Genomic DNA, 927 nt, shown 5'->3' with positions numbered 1-927 from the left:
TTTAGTTTATTGTTTATTGTGTTATTGCCTTTGGCAATAACATGTAAGGAATTAGGAGAAGAGAAGAAGCAACCTGGTCAAAGATTTGGGAAAGAATGGTTGCAAGGTCCAGATGAGGAATTATTGGAAGGTAATATTTATTTTGTAAGACATTATAAAGATACGATCAGTGAACAACTTTTTGATAAGTATAATATGGATCCAAGAGAGATTGCGAAGTTAGTTATAGTTAAATATGTAAAGGATATGGTAAAGGTATTTGGACAGAAGAATTATGAAGAATTTGTTTGGTTGATAGGTAGAGATATTACAAATCCTCTTGCAGAGAAGTTAAAGATAAAAAATGAAAATGGAGTAATTCAAGAATTATGGATTAAGAAATTAAGGAAAAACGACAATGCATATTGTAATTCTCAAAGCTTTTTCACTGATCCAATAAAGAAGATAGAAATTCGTGCATATCGTGCTTATGAACCCATGAAAAGAGAGAATGGTCCTCCAAATTATTTGTTCACTTATAGGATTGATTTTGTTCATACCTTAGGCGAGGCAGAAACCAAGGAAGAAGAAAAGCTTAAACCTAGGAGCAATGCTATCACGGTTCGAGGTAACACAAGTTTTGAGAAAGAGCCCAATATTTTAATTACCCGCATTATAGATCATTGTCCAATTCCAGAACTTAAGAGTGAGGATGATTATGAGCAGTAAAAACCTTCCCTGCGCCACGGATCGACCGAGCGTTGTCGTCGAGGGAGAGCCGGGTCGGTTCAAGCAATAGGATAATAATATAAAAACTATTACGAGGCGCCCTTAAGAAAGAATAAGATGTTCATATAATGAATCTTAATTGTGTACAAATATAGTATTCGCCAGTCACACTCTTCTAACTTTTATTAGGTTAAATGATTTCTTCCTGATCTAATTTTG

General features: G+C 34.3%; 1 protein-coding gene. It reads left to right on the top strand.

Annotated elements, in window-relative coordinates; translation table 11 throughout:
• On the top strand, positions 1-708 hold a 708-nt coding region (locus tag EHS15_RS19175; protein ID WP_167884277.1), incomplete at its 5' end, for a hypothetical protein.
• Positions 709-927: the final 219 nt, after the last annotated feature.

This window comes from Leptospira idonii, assembly GCF_004770995.1.
In the GTDB taxonomy this organism is placed as follows: Bacteria; Spirochaetota; Leptospiria; order Leptospirales; family Leptospiraceae; genus Leptospira_A; species Leptospira_A idonii.
The sequence above is the reverse complement of the archived record's forward strand: the minus strand, read 5'-3'. Positions and strand labels throughout refer to the sequence as shown.